The sequence below is a fragment of the Rhodohalobacter mucosus genome (assembly GCF_003150675.1).
Lineage (GTDB): Bacteria > Bacteroidota > Rhodothermia > Balneolales > Balneolaceae > Rhodohalobacter > Rhodohalobacter mucosus.
In genome coordinates, this window is record NZ_QGGB01000002.1 from 184,890 (window position 1) to 211,636 (window position 26,747).

Genomic DNA, 26,747 nt, shown 5'->3' on the forward strand with positions numbered 1-26,747 from the left:
TTCATGGCAAATCCATTCAAGCCCTTACCGGAAGAGCGATTGCTTCTGGTGAACCGAGATGCCAGTTCCAGCGAGTATTCTGAATCCATTGATCAAGCTTCAGCATATCTTAGAGTGGCCGCTGAAAAACTTTCCGTGCCCTCGATCTCCGTCTCTGTAGGAATCAATGGCGAAGTTGTATGGTCAGAAGCCGTTGGTCTATCGGATATTGACAATCACATCCCGGCAACTACCACCACCCTTTATCGCACCAATGGCGTTGCCAAATCGATCACGGCTGCAGCAATTATGAAAATGGTGGAGAGCAACATGATTGACCTAGATATGCCGGTAAATCATCTTTTCCCGAACATAGACGGCAACAATCCAGATTTTACAACAAGGGAGCTATTAACACACACCGCCGGAATTGGATATCATGATGATTTGGGTATTGCTGCAAAGCTCAATTCACTCTGCGAATGCATGCAGTTTGATTCGGTCAGTGATGCAATGAGCCTGGTTAATGGGTATGATTTAACCCGTGATCCGGGCCATGAATACCATTACAGTTCCTATGGTTACATTATGATTTCCAAAATACTGGAAGATAAAACGGGACTCTCATTCTACAATTTGCTTCGGGATTCTGTGCTTTCTCCTCTCGATATTTCATCGGTTATGCCGGATCATTATCCGGAACCTATTGCAAAAACAGATAAAATTGTTTCTTACAAAACCACCGGTGGCAATTATAAAGTATGGCCGACCCTTAAAATTCTATTCCATGACCGAAATTTAAGCTACGACTGGGCGGCAGGCGGAATGTTAGCCACACCTACTGACTTGGTTAAAATCGGAAATGCTTTACTTACGGATCCTGAATTTGTATCACCTGAAATTTTTCATGAGTTCACATCACCTCAAAAATATCGCAATGGTGAATATATCCGTAATCAAGAGGTTGCACTTGGCTGGAGTGTAATTACAAATCATCCATGGGATATTCATAAGGATTACCGTGAAGATGTAACTATTCTAAGAAGTGGCAGTGTAAAAAAGGGAAGCGGAAATATTTTGCTTTTGATACCGGAATACAATTTTGTAATAGATGTAGCTGTGAATGGATCTGAAAAAAATTGGTCCTTTGAACCCTTATGGAATGAAGTATTAACCCTTTCAAAATTCTTCTTGATGGATTTGAAACCTTCTCATCTCATAGGAACTAAACAAGCGGTCAATATTATATCCACTAATTGATGACAGGTTGACACTATTTGATGATCGTAAATTTTTCCGTCGACACCGTATTTCCGGCCCGCAACCGGACAAAATAGATCCCGGACGATAATCCGGATGCAGTAAACGGGATGGTATAGCTGCCTCTGTTTTGCCGGGCATCAACAAGCACCAGAAGCCGTTTTCCTGCCATATCGAATATTTCAATCAGCACATCGGAATTTTCCGCCAACTGATATTGAATGTTTGCCGTAGGATTGAATGGATTCGGATACACCGACTCAATCATTGTTTTTGCGAGATCGGTTTGAACTGTTTGAAAGCTCCAAACTTCGCTCCATGCTCCCTCACCGGCATCATTCCGCGCCCGCACCCGCCAATAGTAGGTGGTTGAATTATCGAGTGATCCGGTGCTAAACTCTGTAGCAGACAAACCAGCCTGCTCTTCTGATAAAGTTGCAAATCCGGCATCCGTCGATACCTGAACCCTGTAATCAGCAGCCTGCGCTACCGGCAGCCAGCTCAACAACGCATCCACGGACACATCCAAAGCACCATTTAACGGGCTCACCAGACTCACTGCGCCAGGCGGTGAAATCGGCTCCGGTACCGTTCTGAAACTCCATACTTCCGACCAATCCAGATTCCCTGCACCATTTCTTGCCAAAACCCGCCAATAGTATGTGGTTTCGTAATTGAGCATCCCCGGACTGTACTCCGTATCTGTGAGGGCTGCTTCATCACTGACCAATGTCATAAATTCTGCATCCTCCGCCACCTGCACCCTGTAGCTTGTGGCTCCCGCCAGTTCACTCCATCTCAGTATGACATTCACACTTACACCGACTGAACCATCAGACGGCGAAACCAGACTCACCGCTCCCGCACTCACCGTGCTCGTATAGGGACTGCCGGAGATGCCGGTCGTGTTCAGCGTAATCGTAATCTGATCGTCGCCGGTGGCAGTCGGCGTATAGCTGGCCGAGTAGCTGCCTCCGCCGTCATCGCTGAACGCACTTACCGCCGCACCCGCATTGGGTCCGCCGCTCACCGAAGCCGCCAGGTTTGCAGCCTCACCGGTCACTGCGTTTCCAAAGGCGTCTGAAACGTTCACCGTAAGGGTTGTCGGCGCTCCCGCCGTGCCGTCCGGCACCGTTGCCGTGGTCGAGGCCGGATCGGCTGCTGCCGGGGTCACCGCAAATTCCCCCGAGACCACATCGCTCAGCCCCGCAGAGCTGAACGTCAGCCTATACCCGCTGCCCGCCGTCTCGATCAGCAGATTGGAAAAAGCTGCCGCTCCGCTGCCATCTGTGGTCACCGAGGTCGTACTGGCCGCCGTAAAGACCGCACCGGTCAGAGCCACATTCACCGTCACCCCGCTCACCGGGTTGGTGCCGTCGGTCACCGTCACCGCCGGAGCCGGACTGATGGCCTCTCCCGCTGTCGCTGCCGCCGGCTGCTCAACAATGGTCAGCCGCGTCACCGGGCCCGCCTGGAACTCAACCACCGGGCTGTCATCCAGTACAACCCCGTCGGCCGTGATGATTACCGTGACCGGCTCAGCTGCCGTGTTGGTCACGCTGACTGTATAAGTACCCGGCGTGCCGGTTTCGGCTACCGTGCCCGCTGCTGCTGAACTCACTCCCAGGTCAACGGTAAAGTCTGTATTCGTCAGCCCCGTAATTGCATTGCCGCTGGCGTCCTGCAGTACGATGGTCACCGTGGAGGCGTCCGACCCGTCAGCAGTATGCGGCGAAGTGGCCGTCACCGAAGAGACCGATGCGCTCACCGCGCCCGGGTTCACATCAAAGGCATTGGAGGTGCCGGCTATCGCCCCGTTGGTCGCCGTGATCGTCTGGCCGGTTCCCGCCTGCGTTACGCTCACGTCCAGGGTAACCGTACCGCCGGAAAAGGCTGCCGTTGCCGGGCTGACCGTGCCGGCCGTGGTGGTCAGCTCCGCGGTCTGCGCAAAGGAATCGTCTATATTGCCAAAGGCATCTAAGGCTGTCATTGTGACGGAGAACGGCGTGCCGGCGGTTTGGGGCGAGGCGATGGTCGAAATCTCAATGGACGATGCCGCGGCCGCCTGCACCGTAAACGGTTCCGATGTCACATCGGCCGCATCCGCGTCAAAAGTCAGCGTGTAGTCGCCGGCCGCCTCGATAATCAGATCCGTAAATTCTGCAACGCCTGAGGCATTCGTTGCAACTGTGAGGGTTCCGCCATCGAGGATGTAGCCCCCGCTCTCGCTCACCGTTACGTTCACCCCGCTCACCGGGTTGCCGCCGGAGTCCGTCACCTGTACCGAAGGTGGGCCGGAGATCGTCTCTCCCGCGGTGGTGGCGCCCGGCTGGGTGTTCACCTGAAGGGCTGCCGCCGCTCCACTTTCGGCTATGGCTGTAAAGGAGATCGTTGTCGCATTCCAAACCGCGTCCACATCGTAGGTCCCGGCTGCATTGCCCAGGGTAAGCGTGCTGGCTGCGCGTCCGGCCGCATCGGTTGTCGTTGACAAAGTACTCAGCGACTGTCCTGTGGCGCCGGCCGGGGTTGATTGAATGGAAAAGTCAACCGCCTCGCCTGATACCGGGTTACCAAAAGCATCCTGCACCTCCACCACGAACGCCTCAGCCAGGGCGGTGCTGATCGGGCCGGTTTGTCCGTTGCCGGAGATTTCGTTGAGGGTTGAGGCCGCTGCCGCGCTCACATCAAACGGGTCGGAATCCACGTTGACCACGCCCGCCGCATCCGCGTCAAAAGTCAGCCTGTAGCCCGTCCCGGCCGTCTCGGTGACAAGGTTCGCAAAGGAGGCCACGCCGTTCACATCGGTTACCGCCGAGGTCGTGCTTCCGGCCATCAGTGAAGCCCCGGTCAGGCTGGCCGTCACCGTCACCCCGCTCACCGGGTTGGTCCCGTCGGTCACCGTTACCGCAGGGGCCGGGCTGATGGCCGCTCCCGCCGTGCTCCCCGTCGGTTGTTGGGTGACGCTCATGGCAGAAGCTGCACCCGTTTGGAAGATTATTTCAGGAGTATCATCAAGAACCACGCCATTTGCCGTAATGGTCACTGAAACAGACTCAGCGGTGGTATTGGTTACATCAACCGTATAGGTGCCGCTTGTTCCGATTTCAGACACAGTTCCCGGCGATGCTGCGGTAAGTCCCAAATCAACGGTAAAATCAGTATTGATAAATCCGGAAATGGGGTTGCCATTGGCGTCCTGTACATCAATTGTAACGGTCGAAGCATCCGTACCGTCTGCGGTGTGCGGGGAGGTGGCCGTCACTGATGAGACCGATGCGCTCACCGCACCGGGATTCACATCAAAGGTATTGGAGGTGCCTGCTACCGCCCCGTCTGCCGCCGTAATCGTCTGGCCGGTACCTGCTCCGCTCACATCCACGCCCAGACTCGCCACACCCGCTGTAAACGTTGCCGACGCCGGCGTGATGGTTCCCGCCGTGGTGGTCAGCGTGGCCGTTCCGTTGTAACCATTCGCTGTGTTGCCCTCGCTATCCAGGGCCGTAATCGTGATCACAAAATTCGCGCCGGCCGTTTGCGGGGATGTTATTGTATCAAAAGAGAAGGATGCTGCCGCTCCCGCACTTACCGTGCTCGTGTAAGGGCTGCCCGAGATACCGGTTGTATTCAGCGTAATCGTAATCTCATCGTCCCCGGCAGCTGTCGGCGTGTAGCTTGCCGAATAGCTGCCCCCGCCGTCATCGCTGAACGCGCTCACCGCCTCTCCCGCATTGGGTCCGCCGCTCACCGAAGCCGCCAGATTCGCTGCCTCACCGGTCACTGCGTTTCCAAAGGCATCCGCAACGTTCACCGTGATGGTTGTTAGCGCTCCCGCCGTGCCGGCCGGTACCGTAGCAGTGGTCGACGCCGGATCAGCTGCTGCCGGGTTCACATCAAACGATCCGGATACCACATCACTCAGCCCCGAAGAGCTGAAGGTCAGCGTATACCCGCTGCCCGCCGTCTCGATCAGCAGATTGGAGAAAACTGCCGCTCCGCTGCCATCCGTTGTCACTGAGGTCGTGCTGCCGGCCGCAAACGCCGCACCGGTCAGAGCCACATCCACCGTCACCCCGCTCACCGGATTGGTGCCGTCGGTCACCGTTACCGCCGGAGCCGGGCTGATGGCCGCTCCCGCTGTCGTTACCGTAGGCTGCTCAACAATGGTCAGCCGCGTCACCGGGCCCGCCTGGAACTCAACCACCGGGCTGTCATCCAGCACTAGCCCATCGGCTGTGATGGTTACCGTCACCGACTCGGCCACCGTATTGGTAACGCCCACCGTATAGGTCCCCGGCGTGCCGGTTTCGGCTACCGTGCCTGCTAAGGCAGAGCTCCCACCCAGGCCCACCGCAAAGTCCGCATCCGTCAGCCCCCCAATCGCATTGCCATTGGCATCCGCCAGCACAATGCTCACCGTCGCCGCATCCGACCCGTCAGCCGTATGAGGCGAGGTCGCCGTCACCGATGAACCCGATGCGCTCACCGCACCCGGATTCACATCAAAGGTGTTCGAGGTACCGGAGATCGCCCCGTCGGTCGCGGTAATCGTCTGGCCGCTGCCGGCCTGCGTTACGCTTACATCCAGTGTAACCGTGCCGCCGGCAAAGGCTGCCGTTGCCGGGCTGACCGTGCCGGCCGGGGTGGTCAGGTCCGCGGTCTCAGCAAAGGAATCGTCCACGTTGCCAAATGCATCCACGGCCGTAAGCGTGACGGAGAACGGCGTGCCGGCCGTCTGAGGCGAGGCGATGCTCGAAATTCCAATGGATGATGCCGCGGCCGCCTGCACGGTAAACGGTCCCGATGTGACATCGGCCACACCCGCCGCATCCGCGCTAAACAGCAGCGTGTAGTCCCCGGCCGCCTCAATAAACAGATCCGAAAATTCCGCCACACCCGAGGCATTCGTTGCAACCGTGAGGGTTCCACCATCCAGGGTGTAGCCGCCGCTTTCGCTCACCGATACGTTTACCCCGCTCACCGAGTTGCCGCCCGCGTCAAGAACCGTAACGGCCGGAGGGCCTGCAATAGCCTGCCCAGCTGTGCTGAGTCCGGCCTGGGTCGTTACACTCATCGCTGACGGATCACCGGTGGTTGCCGTGGCGGTAAACTGAATCGTAGTCAGTCCGGCCGAGGAAGCGTCCACGATATAGTCGCCCACCTTATCGCCCAGCGTGAGCGATACCGAGGCTAACCCGTCAACGCCGGTTACAGCGGAGGCGCTGCTCAGAGACTGGCCCGCGGAGCCGGCCGGAACCGAGGTAGTGGCAAAATCAACCGTAATGCCAGATACCGGATTGCCAAAGGCGTCGGTCACTTCTACCGTGAGATCCTGAGCCAGGGTCTGGTTGATCCGGGCCGACTGCGTATTTCCGGAAGCAATGGCAAGATCGGATGCCGCAGCAGCCGTGACATCAAACGCCGTGGAGGCGACAGTGGTAAGGCCGGTTGAAGAAAATTCCAGGGTGTAGGTTCCTGCCGTGTTGATCACCAGGTCGCTGAACGCGGCTACTCCGGACCCGTCACTTACGGCCGACAGCGTTCCCCCATCAAAAATGTATCCGCCCTGCTCGCTCACCGAGACCGTCACCCCGCTTACCGGGTTGCCGCCCGAATCCGTCACCAATACCGAGGGGGGGCCTGCAACTGTCTGTCCCGCGGTGGTTGTGCCGGGCTGGGTATTTACCTGAAGAGCAGTCGCGGCGCCGGTCTGCGCCGTGGCCGTAAACGATACGGTTGCCGCATTCCATGTCGCATCCGTCGTGTAGTCTCCGGCTGTATCGCCCAGCGTGAGCGTGCTGGCTGCGCGTCCGGCCGCATCCGTCGTGGCTGAAAGAGTATTCAGTGACTGCCCCGCTGCCCCGGCCGGTGTCGTCGCAATCGAAAAATCAACGGTCTCGCCCGCCACGGGGTTACCGAAGGCGTCCTGCACTTCTGTCACGAAGGCCTCCGCCAGGGTGGTGCTGATCGGGCCGGTTTGTCCGTTGCCGGAGATTTCGTTGAGGGTTGAGGCCGCTGCCGCGCTCACATCAAACGGGTCGGAATCCACGTTGGCCACGCCCGCCGCATCCGCCTCAAAGGTGAGCGTGTAGCCGGTGCCTGCCGTCTCGGTGACAAGGTTCGCAAAAGAGGCCACCCCGTCAACTCCCGTTATGGCTGTGGTCGTGCTTGCCCCCGTGAGGGAAGCCCCGTTCAGGCTGGCCGTCACCGTCACCCCGCTCACCGGGTTGGTCCCGTCGGTGACCGTTACCGCAGGAGCCGGGCTGATGGCAGCCCCCGCTGTCGCTGCCGTCGGCTGTTGGGTCACGCTCATGGCTGAGGCCGTACCTGAATTCAAGGTTGTGAACGCCCACGAGCTGCTCCAGGGGCCATCCCCAATCGCGTTCACAGCCATGACGCGCCAGTAATACACCGTTGCAGCATCCAGGCCCGTTACAGAAAAATCGGTTCCGGTCAGATTCGCCTCATCGACCACCGGTAAAGAAAAACCCGTATCGGTCGCTACCTGTAGCCTGTAGCCTGTGGCCTGATCTACCGCTTCCCAGCTCAATACCGGGTCGGTACTCACATCCGTTGACCCGTCAGCCGGTGACAGGAGCGTCACCGCACCCGGCGGTTCAGAAGGCTCCGACCCGGTTTTAAATGCAAATCCGCCCGTCTGGTACAACCCGGCACCCATTTGTGACCAGGCCGTATGCTCCGGATTTGTGGACCTCACTTTCCACCAGTATTCCGTATTGTAGTTCAGAACTCCGGAAGGAACCTGAAAAGCCTTTCCCGTCACAACTGTATCAATCAGCACGTCACTTAAAAAATTGAATTCTGTTCCAAGAACGAGTTCAAATTCAGTATCATCATTGTCAATGGTCCACTGCAGTTCAGGGGTTAAGCCGATATTTTCGGTACCCAGTGCAGGGCTGGTAATCACCGGCTTAATAACGGGGTCCAGTGCAATCCCCCACTCAGTACTCAGATAGTGCTCAACCTGGCTGCGCTCCTCCTCGGTATGGCCGCCATCATAATGCAGTCTTTCCGCCATGGCAAACTCCCCTTCCGTGCTGCTGAAAGGCGGTCTTTCCCCGCTCGTATTACCCGCGCTCCCGAAACGGATACCGTCTCCGCCCGACATCCGAACGGAGTTTGGATTGTCGGATACCAGCACTCCGTTCACATACACCTGGGCTCCCTGATCCGATGCAGAAGAATTTCTGTACCGGATAGTGACGATGACCCATTCATTGTCCGGAACGGTCACGTAGGTGAAATTGGATCCGTTTCGCACCCACCAGCGTCCGTCCGAATAGGTGGTATAGAGAGGCTGCCGGGCGTAGGCTGAAACAGCGTCCCAAAAAAAACGCCAGGTTCCCTGGGCATGGGGCGCCTTGATTACCGCATAGTACATGTTCACATTTGCAGTGGGAAGCGGCGGATCGGGCGAAAAGCTCTCTCTTTCCAGCCTCATGCCGCTGTTCTCCAGCCATTTGGGTACCGGAAAGCCGTTCAGCGTTTCAAGGTCTATTCGCGGGCCGGTGAAATCAGGATCTTTATCAACGGGAACCGTTACGTGATAGCCGTTGCCGCCCTGATCCCTCCATTCTGTTACCCGATTGCCATCCGTAATCAGTCCCTCTTTTGCGGTGAAATGGTTGTGCAGATTCGTAACAGGAAATCCCGTGGTATCCGGGAAGGGAGAAAAAGATGAAAATAAGTTTTCACCAAAAACGCTCGCAGGCAGTGCTGCAAACGTGAGAATGAATATGAGCGATAATGTTACATGTTTCATGCCTTCCCCCTAGTTTGTAAACAGGCACAAAAAGAAAAGGACCTTTACAATAAAAAAAATGAGACCAAATGGAAAATTAATTATTCATCTGAATTCAGCTTAAACAGATCCCTTTATCGAAAATAACCATCCGATTTTAAAGGACGATTACCTCTGTATTATGTTTCAAGTGAAGAATGTTCCCAGAGAATCTGAATGAAAGGTAACGCACATTGGAAATGCCTAATTTTTTCTATCAAATGAAAACCTTATTTAAAGTAAATGTTTAGGTTCATTTCTTTATCAGCTTTCCATGTCAGACACAATCAAGGTTTTCGGAATTGGATTGAATAAGACCGGGACAACTACGCTTGGGCGGTGCATGAAGATTCTCGGCTATAATCACAAAAGCTATGATCTTGAGTTGTTGAAAAAACATTATGAGGGCCGCACAGATGAGGTGCTGAAGTACGCCGAAAAGTACGACGGCTTCGAAGACTGGCCCTGGCCGCTGTTGTACAAAGAACTGGATTCCCGGTTCCCGGGCAGTAAATTTATTCTCACCACCCGCATCACACCACAAAAATGGTACGGAAGCCTGGTGAAACACTCGGAGAGAACCGGGCCGACGGAAGCCAGGAAGCTGGTTTACGGATACACCGATCCGCATCATAAAAAGAATGAGCATATCCGATTTTACAATAAACACAACGCAGAGGTGCGAGCTTATTTTCACGGCCGCGATTCCGACTTTATAGAACTTTGCTGGGAACGGGGTGACGGCTGGGAAAAACTGTGCCGTTTTCTGGACAAGCAAAATCCCGATACCCTTTTTCCTCATGCCAACAAGAGTCCCGGCAGGTTATCTACAATCAAAAAAAAGATAGTGTCGTTTTTTTGACTGCTACCCCGATACGGATGAATGGAATGCCTGCAGCAGTTGCGGCCACGCCTTACATGAACTATCCGGGTGTCTCTATTTGATATTTTTAATTCCAACCGTCGGGTTTTTTTAAGAACTTATCTTATATACGGTGCGACCATCTTTTGACCGCCTGAATGGAAATGAATCTCATAAAAATATTCTCAGAGGGGTAACATTGTCGAATAAGGTCAGGGTTTTCTTACTACTTTTTTTTGCTGTTTTGGCATTTCTATACGGCTTTTTGTTCGGGGCGTACAAAGTATTTCCGTTTAACCAGCTGATGGCCGCCAAACACTATGTTGAAACCAAGTTTGGAAGTTTTGAATCAGTCGATGGCGGCAATGTCACTTCCGTTGAAGTGCAGAACACTTTTTTGCAGAGACTTCTGCTGAAAAAAGTTCAGCTTGGTCAAAATATCGGCTCCGGAGGCGGGATCTTCATATCCGGCGATGTGCTTTTTGTCGTTACAAATAAGGGTCAGGTCTTTGTCTTTAATATGGATACCCAAACAGCGATCGAAAGCGGCACTATTCCGCGAGCCCCTATGAATTTTGATGCATTTATCGCTTCCGGGCACCCTTACCAGAACGATTTCCGAATGCCCTGGTTCAGGGTGAATGGGGTTCATGCGGAGTCCGGCGGGTCCGGAAACCATACACTTTTCATTTCCCATAACGGGTACATTCAGGAAAATGACTGCATCACCCACAACGTGAGCCGGCTCGACATAAATGTATCCGGATCTACCGCGAGCAGCACAAGCGGATGGGAAACCATTTTTACGGCAACACCCTGTATTGAGCCGGTGCCTGAAAACTGGCTGGCTGCCACTCCCTACTCGGGCCACATTTCCGGCGGTGAGATAACAACCTTTGATGAAAATACTCTTTTGGTCACGGTTGGCGACTACAACCGGCACGGTTTGAACAATGCGGAGATGTGGGCCATGGATGACTCGAATCCATACGGCAAATATATTCTAATGGATAAAGAGACCGGTGAGTGGTCCGTCTTTGCAAGGGGCACCCGGAATCCTTCAGGACTGCATATCGACGGTACCGGGACCATCTGGTCGGTAGAAAACGGGCCTATGGCAGGCGATGAAATGAATATCGTGGAAAGGAACGAGAACTACGGCTGGCCCATGGTATCAAACGGACTCTGGTACGATCTGGATTATGATTTCCCAGGCGGTGTTCCACGCGGGCAGCATTCCGGATACATATCCCCGGTTTTCTCGTGGATTCCCGCAGTAGCTCCCAGCGGCATCATCAGAATGGAGAGCACAAAATTTGAACTCTGGCAGGGAGACCTGCTGGTTACCACCATGAGAGATCAAAGTATTCGCCGCATACGGCTGGATGATGCTCAGAATGTTGACTACGACGAGCGAATTGAGCTGGGCCATAGAATACGGGATATCGCCACCCTGCCTGACGATACCCTGGTGCTTTTTACGGATGACGGCTACCTGATTTTTATTGATGACGGAGGGGTTATTCATGAAGAGATGGGCGCCGCGGAAAATGAGCGCATAGCACGGCTTGAGGGCTTCGGTAATCTGATAACCGGCACCCAGGAGGCGACTGAATCGGATACAAATAACATAACGGCTAAAGCCATCTTTGACTACCACTGCGCGGTTTGTCACGGATCCGGCACCAACGCCATTGGCCCTCATCTGGACGACATTTATGGCCGGCAAATAGGAAGCCTGGAAAACTTTAACTATTCGGAGACGCTTCGGTCGGACAGCAGAACCTGGGCACCGCCGCTGATGAGAACATTTCTTACAAACCCTGATTCCGAATTTGCAGGCACCACGATGCCCAAAGCCAATTTGAAAAGCGCGGAAGCCGACAGTCTGATCCGCTACCTTGAAAACCTTTAATGGGAGCAAATGAGCGCCTTAAGCCTGAACATTACCGATGAGCTGGTTTCCTTTCTCTCGCATGTAAAAAACCGAAAAGAGTTCAATGAGCTCCGAAAGCCGGGATCGGAATATTCACTGGCGGGATTTGACAGGTTGCATTCAATTTTTATCCATATCCCCAAAAATGCAGGGGTCTCAATAAATATGTCTCTGTTCGGGAATAAGGGAGGGGGCCATTTAACGGCAGTTCAGTATAAAAAAATATTTGGGCCAATTACATTTCATAAATATTTCAAATTCACTTTTGTCAGAAATCCCTATAGCAGGCTCCTCTCCGCATATCTTTTTCTGAAAAAGGGTGGCATGAACAGGAAGAACGAGCTTTGGGCCGATCAGAATTTGTCAGGCTACAACAGTTTTGATGCCTTTGTGAAAGAATGGGTCAATAAAGAAAACATAAAAACCTACTACCACTTTTTACCTCAGTGTCACTTTATCTGCGATAATAACTTGTCACCTCAGGTTGATTTTATCGGCAGGCTTGAAAACATTGAACGTGATTATAACTATATTTGCCGTACACTTGGTGTCTCAAAATCCCTCATGACTATGAACCGGACCTCTTCAGAAAATTTGTCGTGGGCCAATTATTATGATGCGGACACAAAAGAAATTGTTTATAAAGCCTATAAAGAAGACTTTGACGTATTGAAATATCCCAAATAATCAATACTTGGCTTTGATATTTCTCCCTTTTCATTCGTAGCTATTTTTAAGCCCAAGAGTTTTTACATGCAGTATTGCGCTGAATTCGTAGATTCCCAATCTCATGTACACTATGTTCTGTATAGACGGAAACCCAAACCATTTCGTTTTCCAGCTTCCTTTCAGCCGAAAATTTGTGGGCGAAGGTGTTGGATCGATACCATAATGCCGAAACAACATTACAGCACGCTTCATGTGCGAAGCACTTGTAACTACAATTACCTCATTTCTATTTCCAAACCTTCTGCTGTAAAATTCAGCTTCCTGCCTTGTATTGGCCGGTTCATTTTGGAGTATTGTATCTTCAGTTCTTACTCCCAGTAAATGTGCAGTTTTTTGGAGCATTTCAGCTTGAGTAGTTCCACCTGAAGCGGAGAATCCTGACAGCACAAGTTTGCTATTCGGTAATTTGCGGTGTAATCTTATCCCCTCATTCAGCCGCCCAAGCGCATTTAACGATAATTTAGAATTTGCGGGAAGGTTTTCATCGATTCCGTGACCGCCGCCAAGAATTACGATATGATATTCAGCTTCACGATTATCTAAATCCGATATTATAACGGGGCTATACTGATCTTCCAGAAAATTGATCAGTGTAAAGGGGAGCATGGGAGTTGATATGAGGAGAAACCAAAAAATCGATACCCAAACCATCCATCGATACAATTTCTCACGGTGATTGAACCTGCATATAACTGTAACCATGATCATGATCAGCAGAATATTCAGCGGATCGATCATGAATTTAACAACAGATTCAAGCATTTTTCATACGCTTTATCTAAAGGATAGTCACCTATCAGCGAATAACTTTAGCAGGTACACCTGCTACCGTACGGCCGGCTTCTATATTGTTAATGACCATACTCTGCCCTCCGATGATACACTCTTTTCCAATGCAAACATCCTGAAGGGTTGACGCGCCAATGCCAACGTCCACAGCTTCATTTATTTTTGTATGGCCTCCTGTGTTCACACCCGGTGCAAGGCTCGAAAAATTACCAATGGTTGTATGATGCCCTAATGCACAGTTCATGTTTAATAAGACAAATTCACCTAATTCAGAGCCATAATTGATAGAGTTACCAGGATATATAATGGCGCCTTTCCCGATAGGTACGTCCGTAGAAACCCACGCCTTTTTGTGTACTAGCGGAGGGAAATGAAGTGATTTATTAGGGCTCAATTCTGAAACCAGTTTCCTTTTAATTTTTGGGAAGGCAATGCCAATCACTATTGACGCTCCATCCAATAATTGGGCGTCACTAACCGGGCCATGGACCTTGAACCCATAAAAGTCATTTTTCTGTTTTTCATCATCATCATCATAAAAACCTGCCAGTTCATACTCACCAATATAGTCTTTTAAATTGGTTGCTATATGGCCACCAACACTGCCGGCTCCTATGATGTACAATTTTTCCATAAATGAACCTTTTGTTAACCTGGAGAAGAGCTCGGTGCCCGGTCACTTTGTACTCTCAATGTAATCGTCAAAACGCGGCATTGACACATGCCCTTCGTGAGTAATTCCATCTCTATTCACTACCTTTATAAGGGTAAGCCAAAGGATTTTCAGATCGAGCAGGAATGACTGATTCTCCACATACCAGATGTCCAATTCCAGTTTTTTGTCCCAGCCAATGGCATTTCTTCCGTTTACCTGCGCCCAACCCGTTATGCCCGGTTTTACTTCATGACGCCGGTATTGTTCATCCGTAAAATAGGGCAAATAATCCATCAGCAGCGGCCGGGGGCCCACCAAACTCATATCACCCTTTAGTACATTAAAAAGTTCCGGCAGCTCATCAAGGCTTGCAGAACGTAAAAAAGTACCGAATTTCGTCATTCTTTTCTCATTTGGCAGTAGTTTCCCATTCTTGTCTTTCTCGTTTGTCATCGTCCTAAACTTGATCATTCTGAATGGCTTACCATCCCGGCCAGGCCGTATCTGTGTAAAGAAAACCGGACTGCCCAGCTTCAACACTATCAACAGGGATGTAATAATCAACACAGGAGACAATACAACCAAAACGGTTACGGAAACTACAATATCAAATGTCCGCTTCAGCATATGAACTTTCCTCGGCTTTCATATTCTGTTCACTGTTCTTCATGGATCTATTACCAGTATGGAGATGGTTTTCCAACCTGTATTTCAAACCCCGCTGCACCGGAAGCTGCCAGAGCAGCTTGCACCAGTCATGGTTTCCTTCAATCAGCCCCGGGCCCCGCTCGGTCACAACCACATCCCATCCTATGGAGCGATTTTGCGGATGCTTTTTAGCTGCACGTTTCACAAGATCCAGAACTTCTTCCCACATGGGAACCTGAAATCCATCAATATCTACATTTGTAATCGGATGTTTCATGCACGGCTTTTTGGTGATATCGCTGTATACCCCAGGTCCATTTACAAGACCCGTTTGCTCATCGATGGCTGCGGCAAGATTGCCGGCTGCCATGTTATCAACGGGTGAGTTCACCGAAATACGCAATCTGCAGCCAAGGATTTCCACCTCATCATCGCTATTCAGCTGGGTAAAAATGCGAATGGTATTCACGGCCGACGGGGAAAGCTGCTGTATGAACGGATGCTGTACAATAAACTCTTCCACCAGCCCGTAATGATGCTTTTGCATAAAAGCGATCAGGTCCTTGCCGGATGAAAACTCCGAACAGTGCTTTATTTCAACCTGAGAACCGCACTTTCCGTCAGCGGCCTTGAAAACCAGCTTACCGGATGCGTTCTTTATCAGTTTTTCTGCAATGCCGGGGTTTATCAGATCATCTGCGTCAGCGGCGGTATGCACAAAAAACTCACTATACTGCTTATAGAAAAGGCGCTTGTCATCCAATATGTGCCGCTCTGAAAGCGGATTCATTTTAAGCTGATACTCATACATATACCCTGTTCCGGCCCACGCTTTTCGCTGCTCATCATTCAGTTCAAAGAAACGAAACTGGAAAAATTCAAGCAGTGATATGTTATAGCGAAAGACAGATTTCAATGCATCTGTACGAAGCAAAGAGATCGAACGACCTGTCAACCCGCTTGCATATTGCAAAAACTTGCTCCACTTCTGGCGGTCAAGTTCTTTCAGATAATATCCCAGGTAAAGTGTTCTCTTTAGATCCATCGCTCTATAGATTATTCTTGTTACCAGTGGAACTTACAGATAATCTCTCTGAAGATTGAATTATCTCTTTATAATGATTTGAATCATTTTTTTACAAAACAATGGTTTGAAACCTGCACCGGGCAGAACCGTTCTGTTTAAAACTAAAACGGGAAAAGTACCAAAGCCTGATGGATCAACAATTTCTGATCGATATTACCTAACGTTAACAACCAGGTTTTCTTCAAAAAGTTACTGTTTCACATTCCATACCATGTACACCTCAGTAAAAGGCGTCTATGGATCTCGCCAATAGTCTGTCAAATGAGTTCAGGCGCTTGTAAGATGTGTCCACCGGTTTTCTGGCTACGGTGATCTCTTTCTTCATTCGAATCCTGCTGCCGGCCACCATGTGGCCCGGGTGGAATGGCCCTCTGTTTTTTAGTTTTTCAATCACTGCCGCGTCAACGTTTATAATTTCCTGTATGCTTCCTTTCAGATCACTAATATAATCTTCATATCTTAGTCTTCGATATTCCAGCCCTCTTGAATAAAATCTGGTTAACAAGTTCTTGGAAAACCATGAAAAGAGAACATAAAATGTGTTCAAAGGCTTGATTTCATGTTCTACTCCCTTTTCAGGGTCTTTTTTCAGGTGGACTTTGTATGAATTCAATACGTCTCCAAAACGCCTGGTTAAGTGAATGACTTTTACATTATAGCCAAGCTTTCTCAAAACAGGGATCATAGCCGGCCCTTTTGACGAGTCAATAATGCAGTCACTGTTGGTAACTTTGAAAATCGTATCGTATAAATTTTCAGTATCTCTTAAAAAGTTCTTGATTTCTTCAGGCTGTTTTTTAAGAATTTTATTTGCCTGAAACAGCTTTTTTTTACTGAGTAATTTTTTCTGAATTCGGGAGTATGAATCCAGATCCAAAATTCTAGTCTCATTCCACTCTTCAATTATTTCACTCCACACAGGGCAATCAGGAACCACGGTGCCGCAGGCGCAATACTCACCGTTGATTATTCCTTTTTCAGCCAAAAAAACCAGCTCCCCGGCACTGAAACTCTTTTCCCGGCTACCCAAAATAATATCCAGCAGTGTAGAACCCGAGTGGCCTTCACCAGCTATGTAGATAATGGTCTTTATACTCATATTTCCGTTCCAAACTACTTCAGTTGGTTTTCTAGTGTTTCGTACATGATTATGTTGCTCTATTTACCCTCACGTATGGCATCTCCCAGCTCATTGGCCGCCACGAACTCCGCATCAGGCCATCTCTCTGTAATTCGATGCAGGAGTTCTCGAAGAGCTCGCAACCCCTTTTCCCTGTTGTCAGGATCGATATGTCCGCAAAAATTAACCCTGTGCGAGCTGATAATTGCCGGACGGTTCCAGCGAAATGCGGCTTCAATCTGACTCATGGTTGTCGAAACCCAATCAATATTGCGCTGTTCAGTCGGTTCAAAAACCACATTTCTGACCAAAAAAATTTGATCGGCCTTACTTCTTTTTCCTGTGTAGTTAAATACCCTTCGGTACTTTCCAAGCCCCAGATGTTCTTTTTTTAATAGTGCCGTATCGATATACCGAATACCGCACTCCTTCAATACTTTCTCGTGAGATGAGTGAATATTATATGCCGGTGGCGTAAAGTTGACTGCACTATAACCGAATACCTCCTCAAATTCTCGGGTACCCTCCCTGATGATTTCACCGAACTGCTTATTTTCATCGAACTCCCAGAAATCAAATGCCGCCGTATTAGAAATGGTGCTGTATCCGCTACCGCTGAATCCCGAGTAGGAGCGATTTTTTAGCGGTATGAGCACCTTTGGATCCTTCTTTTCAAGCAACTCCCTGAACACTTTCAGATTAAGATGTTCGCGACCGTGAAACTGGGGCACCATGAAGCCCTCGTACATACCCTGCTGCCATAGTTTCCAGGCTCCGTTGTAGGCTTCGGGCTGAAGCTCGGAGAGCTTGTCGAATGTTACAGTCAAAGACTCATTATAAAACTCACTGTATCCGGATTCCGCAATTTTTTCGAAGTCCAGATTACAGGGAACGGCATAGCTTGTAAATACGGCATGTCTTCCATTCTTATCCTTCACAGAACCGAGCACGTCATAGAGCATTTCAAGATCCTGCCTGGTTTCAAGCGAATCAAAGGCATCGAAACGGCCATTTAGTTGAACCCCGGCCTTCAGAATGCGTTTCCTGGCATCTTTTGAGTCGATTCTTACGTTACCGTAATCATCCACTGCAAATACAATGATTCTTCGGCGGGTACGCCATCCCGGAATATTTTTCAGGTTTGAAGAAAAACTCTGTTTAATGCTCATACCGTTGATCCTTCAGTTTCAACACCGGCTATATACTCATTTACCAGATGGATCATTGGTACAAAGTTACTCTGAGTAAGCAGATCATCCAGCTTTGAAAAAATGGTTTTCCTGTTTATCCACATAGAACGCATCCTCAATTGCGTCAACAAATCAGTTTTCCGGAGCTCCTCAAAATAGTAATCGGGATACGGTTCCGTATCCAGCTCGTAGGGATGCATGTAAACCACGGCTGGACGCTTCTGGAGGATCTGCTCTATCATTCTTCTCGTAAAACGGTAGGGGAAAAGACGCAAATACCCGCCTCCGCATACGGGCATTTCTTTTCCAAATACAGAACCGACCGACATGGGCACTTCAATTAAATTTCCATAGCCTGTAGGGATAGTTGTGATGTCTTTTGAGAAGCCTGGCCACCCATATCGCCTGCCCCGAACCGGCATGATACTGCTATCATATATGAATCCCGCCTTTGCTATTACATCAAGGCCCCATTCAGTTTCGGGTGTAATGGAGAACGCAGGCGCCCTATGGCCGGCCACCTCACTCCCGGTTAAATCCTCAATCAGTTTTTTTGCACTTGTCAGCTCTTGAAATGCTTCATCTGGGGTCATCCTAAAGAATTGCAAATGGTGATAACCGTGCACACCGATTTCATGATCGGCTTTAGCTATGGCTTTTAAAAGGTCTGGAAACTTTTTTGCCACTTCGCCTAGCACAAAAAAAGTTCCAGTAACTCCGTGTTTGCCCAGTAACTCAATTATTTGTTTAGTATATGTGACCACTCGATCCGTTTGCTCTGTGTTTTTCCCGAATATATCTCGCATGGCAATGCTAACACCATCCTCGACATCCAAGGTAAAACAAACAATTTTCTGCTCAGTCATACAATAGCAACTTTTGTAGATTCTGTTTAAATTAAATAAATGACTAATACTTAATTCTTTATATAGTTATTAGAATATCTTTAAATCATTTATTTTTTCAAATATAATCTATCTAATTTTAATTATCTGCGGAAGAGTTATTTGTAATGATCGCAAGATTAATTACCCAGCACTATTATGTAATATTCTCCGAGAAAATAATTTACTTTTATAAATATTTCTATTAATATAATAATCTATTTTAAAATGTTCTATATGGAAATAATATAATTTATTATTAATAATATTGCATACTATAATACTTTGAGTAATAAATTTTAGTTAAACCATATCTTTCCTATAAATAAACTCTCTAAACTTTTTAAATAGTCCAGATGATTGCTTGTCATAATTATTGCGCCACCATTTACGAAATGGAAGTTGAATATTTGCAATGATCCTTCTGCTAAGCGGTAACCTCCAACCTAATCCGGCAATAACCGCGTCTGTACATGGACCACAAATACCACATGGCTTTCCTTTTCGAAGTCTTCTACAAAAATTTGTCATTTTCATGTATCCAATCCATCCATGCTCTTCAGATATTTTTGCCATATCTAATTTTTCCAGACCGAGAACCGGAAGATCCAAATATTTCAAAAATACCGGACTCGTATTAAAGATTTCTGTTGCTTGATTCAGGTGACCCACTTCTACTGAACCCAAGCCTTCATGCTTACTATATCGCGCGAGCATCTCATACTGAACACTAATAAACTGTTTAGACTTTATTCGTTCATATTCATTGGTGATTTCACTATCAGCGCGCACATGATTAATATTCATAAATTTTACTGGCCGTAAAATCTTTTTGGCCTCTGGATGATTAACCCATATTTTTTCCTGAATTTTAATAATTGTATCTATTTCTTTATCAGTACATTCTTGCGGTCTTATCAAATAATGAGTTTGTACATTTTTTTTTTCAATAAACGAAATGTAGAATCCCACCCTCCGGTCCAGCACAAATGAACAACCTGATTGGCACTATTATCACTTAAATTTTTCATTTTTTTGATGTTTATTTCAAGAATAAAAAACAGTATAATTCAGGTAAAGATTTTCTTTTTTATTTCTTTTATATTTGAGTATTTATATATCATATTTAATATAAAACCTAATCCTGTAAATGGGTCGTCGAGACTAAAAGCTTGATAACATACATCTTTCCCAAAGAATTTATAGAATGAAGGTTTTGTCTCTTTTTTCATTTTTTTTGTGGAAAAAAACCACCATAGCAAATCCAAAATTAAGTTCCTGCAGTATATACCGACCGTGTAATCCTGCACCCTCTCAATTATTTGATTCTTCGCAAGTTTCATGTGTAAGTCTGCAAAATCCACACCTGCCTTAAACGCAATTTTTATACCAGCTGTTACCCTTGGGTTAACTTCAATTACTTTTGGTTCGCCGGTTCTCTTATCCAGGATAAAATCAATATCAGCCGCGCCCTGCCATTTTAATTTTTGAAGCAATTCCTTTCCAACCGAAAATATTTCATCATTTTTAATTGACAAATTTGCCGTGCTAGTGCCTCCGTAAACGGGGAAAAACCTTGGTTTTGAAATAATTACTCCTGCGCAGATTTCCTGATTACCATTCAGAAAAAATTCAGCCTGGTACTGCTCACTTTGCTCAAAGGGGATGTATTCCTGAATTAACAACTCACCAAAGTCTTTCCGCATTGAAGTTAATTTCACTTTGAGCTCTTCCAGGCTTGAGACCTTTGTAACTCCAATTGCCCCGATTCCTTTACGAGGTTTGACAATCACAGGAAATGTTAAATGTTCAGAGACTACATTCAGATCCGATGAATCAGACAGTTCATACGTTTTGGGACAGGGAATTTTATGCTGCATGCAGAACTGCATCAGTTTTAACTTGTCCGTAGTCTGATCATAGGTCTCATAATCAGGGCTTGTAATTTTGGTGTATTTGCTTATCTCAGATTTATTTTTGCTTAAAATTTCAGCGGTGACATCGCCTAACGCTAAAGTCACATCAACTTGGTTATGTTTTATATAATCAAGCAAACACTCTAAAAACTTATCCTGGTATACGTTGTAGTTGGGCCAAAATATTTTTTGCGATGGATAACGAGAATAATAGGTAAGGCTGAACCTGTTAAAACAAATCATGATCACATCATGACCTTTTTTTGTCAAAGACTTTAAAAATGGCAATGCCTGCCTTCCCGGATCCAGAACTAAAACTTTCACTTATTGTTCACCGATATATTGATATTCAACCATATTTTAATCTGGCTATTTAGTTTATCAACTATTATTAATATCAAGTCATCTCTATTTAATAGCATTACTTCCTGTACTTAATTGGTTTTGCCGGATTGCCTACACAAATGGAATACGCCGGTAAATCTTTTGTAACCACTGAACCAGCGCCAACAATACACCCTTTCCCTATAGTTACTCCCGGCAATACAGTTGTGTTCGCCCCAATCCAAACATCATCTCCAATAGTCACATCGGAATCAGTATACCCTTGCTTATCGAATGTGATATCCATCTTGTCAAATTTATGATTATAGGCATATATACAAACATTCGGGCCGGTCTGCACATGATCCCCGATACTTAAAATTGCCTTATGCTTTCCACCATTTAAAATTGTATTGTGATTAAAAAAGCAGTTGTCGCCAATACGTACTCTTTTGGGTGATCTGATAATAACTGTTGGATGTATTTTCGCATTTTTACCTTTCACTGCTACTTTCTGGCCCATATAATAGTTAATCATGTAGTATGCATACATCTTAACAAGATAGAACAACCCCTGAAGGCTTATTGTGTACCATATAAGATATAACAGATACTTTATCTTTTGACTCATTGCATACCCCTTTGCTTTTAACTGTTAATTGATTTTTACTATCGGAATACAATATCACCTTTAACCTTCTTTTAATTGCAGTTTTATCCCAATTCTTCATCCTGATTCATGGATATTAACGTCTTCTATTTTATCGAATTCAGAATAGTTCTGTAAGCTATATCAGTGGTATACTTTTCATTCAGCAAATGAAATGAATTATCCTTCATCTCTTTCAGCATTTGAGTATTTTCACTCATACTCTTAATTGCTTCAATAAATCTTTTTCGATCTCCATGAGTCACACTCAATCCAGCCTGGTTTTCCTCTACAATCTGACCTATGTCGGTACTTGTATTTACAGCACATAACACCGCCATCCTATTATGAAGATAAGATAGAAGACGGGATGGGAACTGCGGATAGTTATACTTACTGCTTAGCAGAATTAAGCCGACATCACAAATTGACAGGAGGTTTTCAAAATCTTCCTTAGGGAGATAATCATAGACTAATGCATTACTCACTGAACTTTTCTTCAGTTGGCTTCGAATTTTCTCAAAATATAATCCGGAACCTCCAATAAGGAAGAACGCTTTTTTATATCCTTTCAAGTCCGTAATGGTTTCACCGAGGAATTCAATACCATGTCCCAAGCTTATATTTCCACTGTATATATAAATCGTTGCATCCTCTGGAATTTTATACTTCTTTCTGATATCCAATTCCTTTGTACTATTAACGTCTTTAACCCTAATTGCATTAGGACACACTTCCAACTTTTCCGGGTCTAATTCAGGGTTTTTGGACAGCACAAAATCAATTCCCAATGGTGACATACACCCAATACGGTCAGCTACTCTATACAATCTTTTCTCGTGTTTTCTAAAGTAGTTATAAATCAGTCCGTTTTTCCTGATAAGGTCAAAATCGACAAATCCATAAGGCCAAATGTCTTTTAAAAGCAAGTAGAACTTGCACCCGTATTTATCCTTTAACTTTTCAATAAAAGGACTGAGAGTTATAGGCGGAGTATTAAAAATGATTAAATCATAATTCTCATTTGCAAGATATTTGTTCAAAGCCTTTTCAAACTGCCTGTTTAAGAAAAAAAGAGAAAGCATTTTTTCTAAAGGGTTGCTTTTACTTATGTTACCTGTTTTAACCCGGCATATTTTTAAATTGTTTTCTGTTGTAAACGTTGTAGGTTTTTTTACACGTCTTGGCCGACTGGCCAATACCGTAACCTGATGCCCATTATCTGCAAATTCATTCATCAGATCACTATATAAATTTTGATTCCCCGGCTCTGGCCAGGCAATGGTTATAAACAATACCTTCATGTACTCATTTTGATATGATACTTATAATTTTTTTCGTCAATTTTTTTAAAAAGATTTAGATAATCCTTAAATCGTTGATTTTTGTCAAATAGCGCTTCTGCACGATTTCTGCAATTCTTTTTAACACTTTCCTTGTCCCAGGTATCCACTTCCAATATTTCATCTAATAGTGCTTCAACTTGCGGTTTTGGAACAATTTTTCCTGTTTCACGACTCACGGCTTCCGGACTTCCTCCTGTATCATATGTTACTACAGGCGTACCACATGCCAATGCTTCCAGGTTTGTGGTAGGAAAATTGTCCGAGTAGGTTGGATTCACGAAAACCTCTGCCGCGCTATAAATTGATGCCAATTCATGCACATTTTCTGTTTTGGCAATGGCCATAACCCTCTTCGGCAAATTACTCAGCTGTTTCTCATTCAGGCCAACCAATACGATTTGGTAATCATCAGACACCATTTCAGAGAGCTTGATAAAATCCGACAACCCCTTTCGGTCATCCCAAACACTTGCAACACCCAGAATTATTTTTTTATCGATATTGCGGATTGCATCCGGTAAATGATGCGTGCCCGGGCTAAAGGTTTCCAAATCGATTCCGTTATGAATTACCTCGACTGGGTACTCTTTTAAAAAAGATTCATTTACCAGGCCTTTCAACCAGTACGATGGAGTGACGATGGTCATATTGTCCAATCCGGTAAACAACTCCTTTTTCTGGTGAAAATTTCTGTTCGACTGATCCAAACCGTAGCTGGCCGGGTAGTATCGCGTCATGGGGCAGCTTCGGCATTCCGACTTCCATTTTGTACAGTCAACACGGTCAAAGTAGCTGCAGTGGCCCGTAAATGGCCAGCAGTCGTGGAACGTCCATACCAGCGGTTTCTGCACTTCTTTCAGATAGGTGAAAAGTACCTCTACATTCAGATAGTAGCCGTGCAGATTATGCAGCCCGATCACGTCGGGGTCAATCTCCCGGACCCTGCCAACCAATTCCAGGGTAGCCTTTCTTGAACCGAACCCATGGCGATCCAGCAGTCTCGTTTTGAGGCCGTGCATGTACACATCCAGTTTATTCCCTACAGGGATAATTTCGGAGCTGCTCCCGTTTGGCCCCACCCGTTTGCAGGCCACATAGCTCTCATGGCCATCGGCTAACACGCTTTTACCAATTGCTTCAGTAATTCTGCCGGTACTCGTTGTATTCAGTGCACTATTTATCTGAACTACTCTCATATTCTATTAGTCATTAATAAATGAGTAAAACACATCACAAATGAAATCGGATGAATACTTTTTAACCAATTTGGCAGATTGCTCCCCCATCCTTTTACGCAAATCTTCGTTCTCAACCAACATCATCAATTTTTCCTTGTATTGCTCATCATCAAAAAGCGGAATCAAAAAACCGTTCATTCCGTCTTCAATCAAATCTGAAGGTCCTGCAATGCAGTCGTAGGCCACCACAGGAAGCCCCGCCGACATCGCCTCCCCGATTACATTCGGAAATCCCTCGGAGCTGGATGTAAAGGCAAATAATTTGCTTTTCCTGTAGTATTGATCCACATCTTCCACCTCACCTGTCAGAACTACCTTTTCATCCATATCCAGCTCATGAACCAGCTCTTTGAGCCTGCTCATTCCGTCCTGCTTGATCGCATTGCCACCGACGATCACCAGCTTCCAGTCATTGAGGCCCATCTTTTTAAAAATGCGGATTAACCGGTCATGATGTTTCGTCTGAATCAGACGGCCTACCGTTAAAATGACATTCTCCTTTTCCGTACCCTTTTCAGGTTCTTTTATTTCACGGATAGGATTTCCTATTACTTGTATGTTTTTATGATCAATCTCTCTTTGATAAAAATCTTTTGCGTAATCTGTTTGGGCTATGATGCCGGCAGCACCGGGATAGAGAAGTTTCCGCAGCCGGTTGTGCACTCTTCCAAGCGATTTATCCGGCTTGCAGCGGTCCGATACATACACCGGGTATCCGGTTCCATAGGTTGACAACAATACCAGGCTGTTCCAGTACTCCCCAAAACTCAATACCCTGTCCGGGCCAATTTCCTTGATTTTTTTTCGCAAGAAAGCCATCGTACGAACGGTATCGATCCAGCGCCTGGAGTTATTAAATTCAAAAGTCGGCCGATGAATATTTACTGCCCTGGGAATATCGTAATCAACGCTGCGGTTCATTCCTATCAAAATTAATTCAACCTGTAAACCCTTCTTAAGCGAAAAATTTTCTGCCAGAAGCGACATTACGCGCTCCATCCCTCCCCTCCCCAGCGAATGTATGACCAGGCAAATTTTTTCCATTTTATCGGGCTATTTGAATACAGGTGATCACTATTATGAATTGTAAGATCCAACAGAATAACTGTTATGCCGGATTGGGCTCCTTTCCTTCAAATATGTTGTAGTATTTCTTCAAAATGCGATCATCATCAAAAAGCATGGCCCTTTCCAGTGACTTTTTACTGTAATGTTCCAATAGTTCCGGTTTGTCCATATACAACATCATCTTTTTGGCGAAATCGTGGTCATCCTGTTCCGCCGCCATTCCATACTCACCGTCTTCCACAAGACCTCGGCATCCTGAGCAGTTGGTCACCAGGCTGGGTACGCCAAGGATCATCGCCTCGCATAGCACAGTGGGGAGAGCTTCCGAAAGTGAACTCATTACAAACACATCGCTGCTTTTCATCAGAGGGTAAGGATTATTTACAAATCCATGCAGTATAATTGTATTCTCCAATCCAAACTCTTTGATCATATTTTTTAAAACGCCCTCCTCAGGCCCCGCACCGGCTATATGCACGTTAAACTCATATCCTTTATCCCTGGCGATCCTTGAAGCACGGATAAGCCGGTCGAATCCTTTCACAGGCAGCAAGCTTCCAACGGCCGAAAAACTGAATAAATCGTCTTTTATGGCAGTACCGCTTTCATTCCTGGCTTTTTGCAGAACCGCTTCCCTGTCAATAATGTTGTAGACCACCCCCATATTGGGTCCTTCTCCAAACAGCTCAACAAAGTCGGCCATCGAGTCATGCGAAACAAAATAGATGCCATCCAGCCTTGAGTAACGATTGAGATCTGCTTTTTTTCTCAGGTTATCATTAGAACTGAACTTCTCATAATCGCTGTGTGACAGATAGGAGCTGTGAACAAAAGCAACACGCCTCTTGAGGTTCTTCATATGGAAGAGGAGGTCTGTGTAGTGGCTGTCCAGAAAAGAGATCCCCACATCGTACTCTGTGTCTAAAGCCATCATCCTGTTTCTGAAAAACCAGCTTAAGCCATACATCCTGTGAAGGTAGCCTAAAAACCGGGCCAAGAAACGGCTCTTGAAAAGATAGTTGACCTCTACGTGATCAGGAATTTTATCTACATACGGCCCGTCTTTCAACACTACCAGGAGATCGATCTCATAGAGATCCTGATCAATTTTATGCAACAGGTTAATCAGCGTTCGTTCGGCCCCGCCGCCTCTCAGAGAGGGCATCAGGAACAGAATTTTTCTCTTCTCAGTCATTACAAGTGTTTCTTGTGCAAATAGGTCGAGGTTGGCTCACGGAACCGGCCCCTGTACCATTCTCTTGTGTTCAA

19 protein-coding genes are annotated in these 26,747 nt (G+C 46.9%); 4 read left to right on the forward strand and 15 right to left on the reverse strand.

Going from position 1 to position 26,747, the window contains the following annotated elements:
• The first annotated feature begins 3 nt into the window (after nt 1–3).
• Complete coding sequence (locus tag DDZ15_RS01880) at nt 4–1,239, forward strand: serine hydrolase domain-containing protein (protein ID WP_158278592.1); 1,236 nt, start codon at nt 4–6, stop codon at nt 1,237–1,239.
• Nucleotides 1,240–1,252: 13 nt separating this feature from the next.
• On the opposite strand, the gene DDZ15_RS01885 is transcribed toward DDZ15_RS01880, so the two are convergent.
• On the reverse strand, nt 1,253–9,019 hold the full coding sequence (locus DDZ15_RS01885; RefSeq protein ID WP_109644273.1) for an Ig-like domain-containing protein: 7,767 nt from the start codon (nt 9,017–9,019) through the stop codon (nt 1,253–1,255).
• A gap of 292 nt (nt 9,020–9,311) precedes the next feature.
• On the opposite strand from DDZ15_RS01885, the gene DDZ15_RS01890 reads away from it, so the two are divergent.
• The 3 genes from DDZ15_RS01890 (at nt 9,312) to DDZ15_RS01900 (ending at nt 12,522) form a co-directional block, all read left to right on the forward strand.
• Nucleotides 9,312–9,899: a sulfotransferase family protein gene (locus DDZ15_RS01890; RefSeq protein WP_146198480.1), complete on the forward strand. Its 588-nt coding sequence runs from the start codon at nt 9,312–9,314 to the stop codon at nt 9,897–9,899.
• A 244-nt stretch (nt 9,900–10,143) separates the two neighbouring features.
• Nucleotides 10,144–11,814, forward strand: coding sequence for a PQQ-dependent sugar dehydrogenase (locus tag DDZ15_RS01895; RefSeq protein ID WP_109644277.1), 1,671 nt, complete (start codon nt 10,144–10,146; stop codon nt 11,812–11,814).
• 9 nt (nt 11,815–11,823) lie between these two features.
• Nucleotides 11,824–12,522 carry a sulfotransferase family 2 domain-containing protein gene (locus DDZ15_RS01900; protein WP_109644279.1) on the forward strand — a complete coding sequence of 233 codons (699 nt, stop codon included), beginning with the start codon at nt 11,824–11,826 and terminating at the stop codon, nt 12,520–12,522.
• Nucleotides 12,523–12,552: 30 nt separating this feature from the next.
• On the opposite strand, the gene DDZ15_RS01905 is transcribed toward DDZ15_RS01900, so the two are convergent.
• From DDZ15_RS01905 to DDZ15_RS01970, 14 genes are all read right to left on the reverse strand, one after another.
• A complete protein-coding gene (locus DDZ15_RS01905; RefSeq protein ID WP_109644281.1) occupies nt 12,553–13,326 on the reverse strand; it encodes a YdcF family protein in 774 nt (257 codons plus the stop codon).
• A 34-nt stretch (nt 13,327–13,360) separates the two neighbouring features.
• Entirely contained in the window at nt 13,361–13,987 is a 627-nt protein-coding gene (locus tag DDZ15_RS01910) for an acetyltransferase (RefSeq protein ID WP_109644283.1), read from the reverse strand.
• Between the two features lie 42 nt (nt 13,988–14,029).
• Nucleotides 14,030–14,635, reverse strand: coding sequence for a sugar transferase (locus DDZ15_RS01915; RefSeq protein WP_109644285.1), 606 nt, complete (start codon nt 14,633–14,635; stop codon nt 14,030–14,032).
• Nucleotides 14,616–15,701 carry a sugar-transfer associated ATP-grasp domain-containing protein gene (locus tag DDZ15_RS01920; RefSeq protein WP_109644287.1) on the reverse strand — a complete coding sequence of 362 codons (1,086 nt, stop codon included), beginning with the start codon at nt 15,699–15,701 and terminating at the stop codon, nt 14,616–14,618. Before DDZ15_RS01920 ends, DDZ15_RS01915 begins: the two co-directional genes overlap by 20 nt.
• Before the next feature lie 262 nt (nt 15,702–15,963).
• Nucleotides 15,964–16,728 carry a hypothetical protein gene (locus DDZ15_RS01925; RefSeq protein WP_146198481.1) on the reverse strand — a complete coding sequence of 255 codons (765 nt, stop codon included), beginning with the start codon at nt 16,726–16,728 and terminating at the stop codon, nt 15,964–15,966.
• 173 nt (nt 16,729–16,901) lie between these two features.
• Nucleotides 16,902–18,032 (reverse strand): hypothetical protein, encoded by a 1,131-nt coding sequence (locus DDZ15_RS01930; RefSeq protein ID WP_199222851.1) that lies wholly within the window; start codon nt 18,030–18,032, stop codon nt 16,902–16,904.
• Nucleotides 18,029–18,919 carry a polysaccharide deacetylase family protein gene (locus DDZ15_RS01935; RefSeq protein ID WP_109644292.1) on the reverse strand — a complete coding sequence of 297 codons (891 nt, stop codon included), beginning with the start codon at nt 18,917–18,919 and terminating at the stop codon, nt 18,029–18,031. The genes DDZ15_RS01930 and DDZ15_RS01935 overlap by 4 nt, the downstream gene beginning before the upstream one ends.
• 321 nt (nt 18,920–19,240) lie before the next feature.
• Nucleotides 19,241–19,909 carry a hypothetical protein gene (locus DDZ15_RS01940; protein WP_146198482.1) on the reverse strand — a complete coding sequence of 223 codons (669 nt, stop codon included), beginning with the start codon at nt 19,907–19,909 and terminating at the stop codon, nt 19,241–19,243.
• A gap of 98 nt (nt 19,910–20,007) precedes the next feature.
• Nucleotides 20,008–21,177 carry a carboxylate--amine ligase gene (locus tag DDZ15_RS01945; RefSeq protein WP_109644296.1) on the reverse strand — a complete coding sequence of 390 codons (1,170 nt, stop codon included), beginning with the start codon at nt 21,175–21,177 and terminating at the stop codon, nt 20,008–20,010.
• Between the two features lie 97 nt (nt 21,178–21,274).
• The gene (locus DDZ15_RS17000) at nt 21,275–21,700 is read right to left on the reverse strand and encodes an acyltransferase (protein WP_278336118.1); all 426 of its coding nucleotides are present in this window, start codon (nt 21,698–21,700) and stop codon (nt 21,275–21,277) included.
• A 233-nt stretch (nt 21,701–21,933) separates the two neighbouring features.
• Nucleotides 21,934–23,064 (reverse strand): glycosyltransferase family 4 protein, encoded by a 1,131-nt coding sequence (locus tag DDZ15_RS01955; protein ID WP_158278593.1) that lies wholly within the window; start codon nt 23,062–23,064, stop codon nt 21,934–21,936.
• Between the two features lie 62 nt (nt 23,065–23,126).
• On the reverse strand, nt 23,127–24,368 hold the full coding sequence (locus tag DDZ15_RS01960; RefSeq protein ID WP_109644302.1) for a glycosyltransferase: 1,242 nt from the start codon (nt 24,366–24,368) through the stop codon (nt 23,127–23,129).
• Between the two features lie 6 nt (nt 24,369–24,374).
• Nucleotides 24,375–25,454: a glycosyltransferase gene (locus DDZ15_RS01965; RefSeq protein WP_109644304.1), complete on the reverse strand. Its 1,080-nt coding sequence runs from the start codon at nt 25,452–25,454 to the stop codon at nt 24,375–24,377.
• Nucleotides 25,455–25,518: 64 nt separating this feature from the next.
• Nucleotides 25,519–26,673: a glycosyltransferase gene (locus tag DDZ15_RS01970; RefSeq protein ID WP_109644306.1), complete on the reverse strand. Its 1,155-nt coding sequence runs from the start codon at nt 26,671–26,673 to the stop codon at nt 25,519–25,521.
• Nucleotides 26,674–26,747: the final 74 nt, after the last annotated feature.

What these genes read in the sequence shown, in the direction of transcription:
- DDZ15_RS01955 (WP_158278593.1), bottom strand. Translation starts at nt 23,064, where the DNA reads ATGAATGAATTTGCAGATAATGGGCATCAGGTTACGGTATTGGCCAGT.
- DDZ15_RS01890 (WP_146198480.1), top strand. Translation starts at nt 9,312, where the DNA reads ATGTCAGACACAATCAAGGTTTTCGGAATTGGATTGAATAAGACCGGG.
- DDZ15_RS01965 (WP_109644304.1), bottom strand. Translation starts at nt 25,454, where the DNA reads ATGGAAAAAATTTGCCTGGTCATACATTCGCTGGGGAGGGGAGGGATG.
- DDZ15_RS01920 (WP_109644287.1), bottom strand. Translation starts at nt 15,701, where the DNA reads ATGGATCTAAAGAGAACACTTTACCTGGGATATTATCTGAAAGAACTT.
- DDZ15_RS01970 (WP_109644306.1), bottom strand. Translation starts at nt 26,673, where the DNA reads ATGACTGAGAAGAGAAAAATTCTGTTCCTGATGCCCTCTCTGAGAGGC.
- DDZ15_RS01960 (WP_109644302.1), bottom strand. Translation starts at nt 24,368, where the DNA reads ATGAGAGTAGTTCAGATAAATAGTGCACTGAATACAACGAGTACCGGC.
- DDZ15_RS17000 (WP_278336118.1), bottom strand. Translation starts at nt 21,700, where the DNA reads ATGGGCCAGAAAGTAGCAGTGAAAGGTAAAAATGCGAAAATACATCCA.
- DDZ15_RS01885 (WP_109644273.1), bottom strand. Translation starts at nt 9,019, where the DNA reads ATGAAACATGTAACATTATCGCTCATATTCATTCTCACGTTTGCAGCA.
- DDZ15_RS01880 (WP_158278592.1), top strand. Translation starts at nt 4, where the DNA reads ATGGCAAATCCATTCAAGCCCTTACCGGAAGAGCGATTGCTTCTGGTG.
- DDZ15_RS01935 (WP_109644292.1), bottom strand. Translation starts at nt 18,919, where the DNA reads ATGACTGAGCAGAAAATTGTTTGTTTTACCTTGGATGTCGAGGATGGT.
- DDZ15_RS01905 (WP_109644281.1), bottom strand. Translation starts at nt 13,326, where the DNA reads ATGCTTGAATCTGTTGTTAAATTCATGATCGATCCGCTGAATATTCTG.
- DDZ15_RS01910 (WP_109644283.1), bottom strand. Translation starts at nt 13,987, where the DNA reads ATGGAAAAATTGTACATCATAGGAGCCGGCAGTGTTGGTGGCCATATA.
- DDZ15_RS01900 (WP_109644279.1), top strand. Translation starts at nt 11,824, where the DNA reads ATGAGCGCCTTAAGCCTGAACATTACCGATGAGCTGGTTTCCTTTCTC.
- DDZ15_RS01915 (WP_109644285.1), bottom strand. Translation starts at nt 14,635, where the DNA reads ATGCTGAAGCGGACATTTGATATTGTAGTTTCCGTAACCGTTTTGGTT.
- DDZ15_RS01930 (WP_199222851.1), bottom strand. Translation starts at nt 18,032, where the DNA reads ATGAGCATTAAACAGAGTTTTTCTTCAAACCTGAAAAATATTCCGGGA.